This window comes from Erythrobacter donghaensis, from assembly GCF_001557325.1.
Classification (GTDB): Bacteria; Pseudomonadota; Alphaproteobacteria; order Sphingomonadales; family Sphingomonadaceae; genus Erythrobacter; species Erythrobacter donghaensis_B.
On sequence record NZ_LSJS01000013.1, the window covers coordinates 1 to 5,927 of the forward strand.

7 protein-coding genes are annotated in these 5,927 nt (G+C 68.9%); 3 read left to right on the forward strand and 4 right to left on the reverse strand.

The features are described from left to right. Window positions 1–715: 715 nt before the first annotated feature. Window positions 716–1,372 carry an alpha/beta hydrolase gene (locus tag AX692_RS00225; RefSeq protein ID WP_073973281.1) on the reverse strand — a complete coding sequence of 219 codons (657 nt, stop codon included), beginning with the start codon at window positions 1,370–1,372 and terminating at the stop codon, window positions 716–718. A gap of 107 nt (window positions 1,373–1,479) precedes the next feature. Between AX692_RS00225 and AX692_RS00230 the strand changes: the two genes are divergently transcribed. The 3 genes from AX692_RS00230 (at window position 1,480) to AX692_RS00240 (ending at window position 4,089) form a co-directional block, all read left to right on the forward strand. After that, window positions 1,480–2,517, forward strand: coding sequence for a cysteine desulfurase family protein (locus AX692_RS00230; RefSeq protein ID WP_073973282.1), 1,038 nt, complete (start codon window positions 1,480–1,482; stop codon window positions 2,515–2,517). A 145-nt stretch (window positions 2,518–2,662) separates the two neighbouring features. Continuing rightward, window positions 2,663–3,757 (forward strand): cysteine desulfurase family protein, encoded by a 1,095-nt coding sequence (locus AX692_RS00235; protein ID WP_073973283.1) that lies wholly within the window; start codon window positions 2,663–2,665, stop codon window positions 3,755–3,757. Then, a complete protein-coding gene (locus tag AX692_RS00240; RefSeq protein ID WP_073973284.1) occupies window positions 3,754–4,089 on the forward strand; it encodes a 2Fe-2S iron-sulfur cluster-binding protein in 336 nt (111 codons plus the stop codon). The genes AX692_RS00235 and AX692_RS00240 overlap by 4 nt, the downstream gene beginning before the upstream one ends. Before the next feature lie 5 nt (window positions 4,090–4,094). Here the strand turns inward: AX692_RS00240 and AX692_RS00245 are convergent, their stop codons facing one another. The 3 genes from AX692_RS00245 to AX692_RS00255 form a co-directional block, all read right to left on the reverse strand. Then, window positions 4,095–4,487, reverse strand: a complete 393-nt coding sequence (locus AX692_RS00245; RefSeq protein WP_073973285.1) for a YidH family protein — start codon at window positions 4,485–4,487, stop codon at window positions 4,095–4,097. 16 nt (window positions 4,488–4,503) lie between these two features. Further along, the gene (locus AX692_RS00250) at window positions 4,504–5,031 is read right to left on the reverse strand and encodes a type 1 glutamine amidotransferase domain-containing protein (protein ID WP_073973286.1); all 528 of its coding nucleotides are present in this window, start codon (window positions 5,029–5,031) and stop codon (window positions 4,504–4,506) included. Between the two features lie 100 nt (window positions 5,032–5,131). Beyond that, the coding region (locus AX692_RS00255; RefSeq protein WP_073977507.1) for a DUF4349 domain-containing protein at window positions 5,132–5,927 on the reverse strand (796 nt) is incomplete at its 5' end.

A 5,927-nucleotide genomic window follows, 5' to 3' on the forward strand; every position in this document is an offset into this window, starting at 1 on the left:
CCTTGGGGTTCGGCCGGGTGTGGGGGGTCGTCACCGTCACCGCCAGGCCGACGATCAGCAGGGCGCCGAAGGCTCCGGGGATGCCGAGCGCTCCGGCGAGCGCGGCAGCGTTGGGACGGCGATTGGCAGACACGTAAGTCATGCAGGGGCTCCTCTCTCCATCAGTGTGGGAGCGGCGGCCGGAGCACCTTTCGCAAGCAGAACACCCCGGCTCCACTCACGTGTGAAGGTACTATGACTTTTGCTAGGCGCGAAGAACTTTCGCGTTGTTTTTCAGGACTGTATTTTTGCCAATCATTTCAGTAGAGAAATGGATTCCTTGTGTGCGAACGCGCCTGCGCGCGTTCGTCCTCGGCGCTGCTCCTCCGCTTCGCTCGGGCGCCTGCGGGCGGGCGCCTGAACCCTTTGGCGCCCTTGCGACCCGTCCTGCGGCGGATCGATTCCTTTTGTATGCGTGCCCGCCTCCGCGGGCACGTCCTCGGCGCTGTTTCAAGCCCTGCGGGCTTGAGCGCCTGCGGCTCGCGCGCGTGCGCTCGCGGTCGCTGACGCGACCGAATTCAGCGAATCTTTTCGGAGTCGCGCTGGCCCGGCCCGCCGCAGGACGGGCCGCAAGGCCGAACGGCCGCTCGCAGGCGCCCGGAGCGAAGCGGAGGGACAGCGCCGAGGACGTGGTCGCGGAGGCGACCACGCAAACAAGGACTCGCGCGTGATACCCCTACTTGATCGGGCAATCCGGCGCGAGGCGGAAATCCAGGTAGTTGTCGACCGAGCGCATCAGATCGTCGAGTTCGTTCTCGAAGAAGTGGTTGGCGCGCGGGATTTCCTCGTGGTGGATGGTGATGTGCTTCTGGGTGCGCAGCTTGTCGACCAGCTTCTGCACCGCGCCCGGCTGCACCACCGTGTCGGCCGCGCCCTGCACGAAGATCCCGCTCGCAGGGCAGGGGGCAAGGAAGCTGAAGTCGTACATGTTGGCGGGCGGCGCGACCGAGATGAAGCCGCGCACTTCGGGGCGGCGCATCAGCAGCTGCATGCCGATGAGGGCACCGAAGGAATAGCCCGCGATCCAGGTGCTCTGCGCCTCGGGATGGATCGACTGCACCCAGTCCAGTGCGCTCGCCGCATCGGACAGCTCGCCGATGCCGGAATCGAAGCTCCCCTGCGAGCGCCCGACGCCGCGGAAGTTGAAGCGCAGCGTGGCAAAGCCGCGATCGGCGAAGGTCTTGTAGAGCCGCTGCACGATCCGGTCGTTCATCGTTCCCCCGCCTTCGGGGTGCGGATGGAGGATCATCGCCACCGGCGCGCGCGGACGCGGGGGCGGGGAGAAACGGCCTTCGAGGCGGCCTTCGGGGCCGGGAAAGATGACGGACGGCATCGGTGAACCTTAGAAAAATCTGCGCCCAGCGCCGGGTGGCGCCGAAAATTGTGCGGCCTATATAGGGGCGCACACGAAAACCGCAATTTCTTCCCGGAGACCGCACCATTCCCGAACGGGTCTACCTCGACCACGCCGCCACCTCCCCGCTGCGCCCCGAGGCGAAGGCGGCCATGGCGGAGGGATTCCGGCTGTGGGCCAACCCTTCGAGCCCCCACGCCGAAGGCCGCCGCGCGCGCGCCGCACTGGAGGATGCGCGCGAGCGGATCAAGCGGTCGCTGGGGTGGGAAGGCGAGCTGATTTTCACGAGCGGGGCGAGCGAGGCGCTGTGGATCGCGCTCAACCGCGCGAAGGTGGATCGCAGGATTGCGAGTGCGGTCGAGCACGACGCGGTGTTCCGCGCCGCGCCGGATGCCGAGGTGGTGCCGCCGTTCGACGGCGGGTTCGATCCCGATGAGTTGCCCGACTGCTCCGGGGCGCTGATCGCCTTGCAGCACGTCAACTCGGAAACAGGGACAATCATGCAGCCGTACAAAGGCGGCAAATTGCTCTCGACGATCCGTTCGGCGGGCAGCACCCTGCTGGTCGATGCATCGCAAAGTGCAGGCAAGTTGCCTTTGCCCGATGCGGACATGATCGTGGTCAGCGCACACAAGTTCGGCGGCCCGATCGGCATCGGGGCGCTGCTGGTGCGGGACTTCAACCTGCTCGAACCGAGCGGTGGGCACGAGCGCGGCTACAGGCAGGGGACCGAGAACGTGCCCGCCGCTATCGGAATGGCGGCGGCGCTGGAGACGGGCGGAATGGAAGGATGGGCGACGAAGCGCGCCGACCAAATGGCGTTTGCCAACAAGCTAGGACAGTCCGGCGAGCTTATCGCTCCCGGAGCGCAGGCCGACCATATCATCGCCGTCGCCCACCCGACCATGAGCGCGCAGGCCCTCCTGATCCGCCTCGACGCGATGGGCTTTGCCGTCTCGGCGGGGAGCGCCTGTTCCTCGGGCACCTTGAAGAAGAGCCGCGTGCTGGACGCCTTCGGGGTGCCCGACAATGTCGCGGCGCGCACGATCCGGGTCAGCCTCGGGTGGAACACCACGCCCGAGGAGCTGGACCGGTTTGCCGAGGCTTGGGCTTCGCTATGCTGATCTCGTCATTGCGAGCGCAGCGGAAGCGAAGCTGGCCTTGGCCAACCAACCCATGGCCGAACATTCCGGCCCGATGCGACGGCAGTCCATGGGTTGCCGCGTCGCCTTCGGCTCCTCGCAATGACGAGGGGATAGCTGTAACCTTATGATATACTTAGACTATCAGGCCACCACCCCGCTCGCGCCCGAAGCCCGCGAGGCGATGCTGCGCTGGCTCGGCGGGCCGGAGAGCGACACTTTCGGCAACCCGCATTCCGCCCACCGCATGGGCCGCATGGCCGCCGCCGCTATCGAGACCGCACGCGAGCGGGTCGCGGCGCTGCTGCCCGAGGGCGGCAAGCTCATCTTCACCTCCGGCGCGACCGAGGCGATCAATGCGGTGATCCTCGGCACGACCGGCGACGTCGTCACCTTCGCCACCGAGCATGCTGCGGTGCTCGATTGCGCCCGCGCGGTCGAGGCGCAGGGGCGGCGTTTCACCGTGCTCCCGGTGCTGCCCGATGGCCGGGCCGATGTCGAAGCATTGGCGGATCATGTCACGTCGTCGACAGGTCTTGTCGCGGTCATGGCGATCAACAACGAGATCGGGGTGAGGAACCCGCTCGCGCCGGTGGTCGAGATCGCCCGCCGCGTCGGCGCGCGGGTGCTGGTCGATGCGGTGCAGGCCTATGGCAAGGTGCCGGTCGAGGTCGCGGCCGATTTCATCGCGATCTCGGCCCACAAGGTCCACGGCCCCAAGGGTATCGGCGGGTTATGGGTGGGTAATGGCGCGGTAGTGGCCCCCTTGTTGCACGGCGGCGGGCAGGAGGCAGGCCTGCGCTCGGGCACGCTCTCGCCCGCCTTGTGCGCAGGCTTCGGCGCGGCGGCGCAGGTGGCGCAGGAGGGCTTGTCGGAGCAAATGTTTCACGTGGAACATTTGTGGAACATGGCCCGCGAGGCTTTCGCGGACTGGGAGTTGAACGGCAGCGCGGTGGATCGCTGGCACGGCAATCTCAATATCCGGAAGGATGGTCTCGATGTCGCGCGGCTGATGAGCGACTGCCGCCAGATCATGCTCTCCGCCGGGAGCGCCTGCGCCAGCGGATCGGGCCGGCCGAGCCACGTGCTGCGCGCCATCGGCCTCTCCGACGCCGAGGCCAAGTCCTCTATCCGATTGGGTTTCGGGCGCTATACGCACGCCTCGGACATCGAAACCGCCGCCGCCGCGATTCTCGCCGCCGCGAAGGAGCAAGGCCTGTGAGCATCACCATCACCTTCCTCGACCAGAGCGGCAAGCCGGTCGTCGCCACCGCCGAACCCGGTGACAATCTGCTTCGCGTCGGCCAGGCGGCGGGGCTGCCGCTCGAGGGCACCTGCGAGGGGCAGATGGCGTGCTCGACCTGCCACGTGATCGTCGCCCCCGAATGGTTCGACCGCCTGCCGCCGGCGGCCGAGGAGGAGGAGGACATGCTCGATTTCGCCGCCGGGGCGCGGCGCACCTCGCGCCTGTCGTGCCAGATCGAGCTCGCGCCCGGGATGGACGGCCTCAGCGTCACCATCCCCGCCGCGAGCGCCGACGCGCGGCGGATGTAGCGCGCTTACGGCATCATCCAGATCGCCGCGCCCAGCCCGGTGCTGGCCGCGACCATCCCGCCCGCCACCAGCCGCAGCGTCAGCGCGCGCATCGGTTCGGACCGGTGATCCTCGAGCCGCCGGGCGACCGCGACCGCCTTGGCCTGCGCGGCGAGGAAGATCACGATCGCGATCACCACGAAGCCGCTCGCCAGCGCCTTGGGAAACCAGGCCGGTTCGAGCCTGCCGAACAAGGCGTGAAAGCCGAGCCCTATGCCCGCCGCGGCGAGGCCGGTGCGCATCCATCCGGCGAAGGTCCGCTCGTTGGCCATGATGGTGCGGTCCTCGGCCCAGTCGGTGCGCCGCTCGGCCCAGTCGGTGCGGTCCTCGGCGAGTTCGCGGCGGTCGGAAGTGCCCATCGCGCCGCCCTCCGCATCATTCCGCCATGTCGAGCGCCGCCATCAGCGCCTGGGTGAAGGCGGGGATGTCCGCCGGCTTGCGGCTGGTAATGAGGTTGCCGTCGACCACCACCTCCTCGTCGACCACCGCTGCGCCCGCGTTGGAGAGGTCGGTGCGGATCGAGGGCCAGCCGGTGAGCGAACGCCCTTCGATGATGTCGGCCTCGGCGAGCAGCCAGGGCGCATGGCAGATCGCCGCGATCGGCTTCTCGGACGCGTCGAATTCGCGCACGAGATCGATGACCGCGTGCTCGGTGCGCAGGATGTCGGGGTTCATCTGCCCGCCGGGGAGCAGCAGCGCGTCGTAGTCCTCGGCCGAGACGTCGGCGACGGTGCGATCGACCGCGACGCTCTTCCCCCAGTCCTTCTGGTCCCAGCCCTTGATCTCGCCGGGCTTGAGACTGGCGACGGTGACCTCGGCGCCGGCCTCTTCGAGCAGGCGCTTGGGTTCCATCAGTTCGGACTGTTCGAAACCGTCGGTGGCGATGATGAGGATGCGTTGCATGGGGCTCTCCTGTGCATGGGTGCCCCGGGTCTAGCCTTGCGCGCGGCCCCGGGTTCCGCCCGGCAAGGCGGAGCGCGGGGCCTGCGCGGCGGGTCGTGGCTCAGGAGGCGTCAGGCGCGCGCGGGGCCGCGACGGGCGCGGCGAAGCGCCGCCGCAGCGCGGCCTGCGCCCACCATGCCCCGCCGGCGGGCAGCGCAACCGCACCGACGAGGATCGCCAGCGCAGCGATCCAGCCGAAGATCGCCCCCAGCGACCCCAGAGCGCCCTTGACCGGCCGCAGGAAATTGCCGCCCGCGCCCCCGGTCTCGTAGCGCACGGTGACGCGGCTATAGGCGACGCGGCCGCCCATCTCCCTCAGCCAGCTCCTCGCCTGGTCGATTTCCTCGTTGACCGCGGCAAGGCTGCGCTCGGCCTCGATCAGCTCGCTCACCTTGCCCTTGCGCGTGCGCAGCACCTGCGTGAGCCGGTCGCGCAATTCGCTGCGAGCGCGCACGCGGGCCTCGGTGTCGACGATCTGCTTGGAGAGCTCCTCCGAGGCGATCTCGGCCGAGACCTGCTCGGCCCCCGCATCGAGCGCCTCGTCCTCGAGCAGCGCGCCGAAGGCCCGCGCCTGCCGGGTGGCGACCGCCATTTCGAGCACGCCCTCGACTGCGTCCGACTCCGCGCCGGTCTTGGTCATGCCGATGATCTGGCAGGAGGCCGGGCCCTGCTGCTCGCACAGGCTCGCGTGGCGGCGCTGGAGGCTGCCGATTGCGTCCGCTTCCAGCTTCCAGCGGTAGTCATACTCGTAAGCGAGCTGGGGGAGGCTGGCGGGGATCTTCTCGAGCTCAGGCAGCACCTTGCCCGCCGCCTCGGCGCGGCGGGCAAGGTGCTGCCTGAGCTCGAGAAGATCCCCG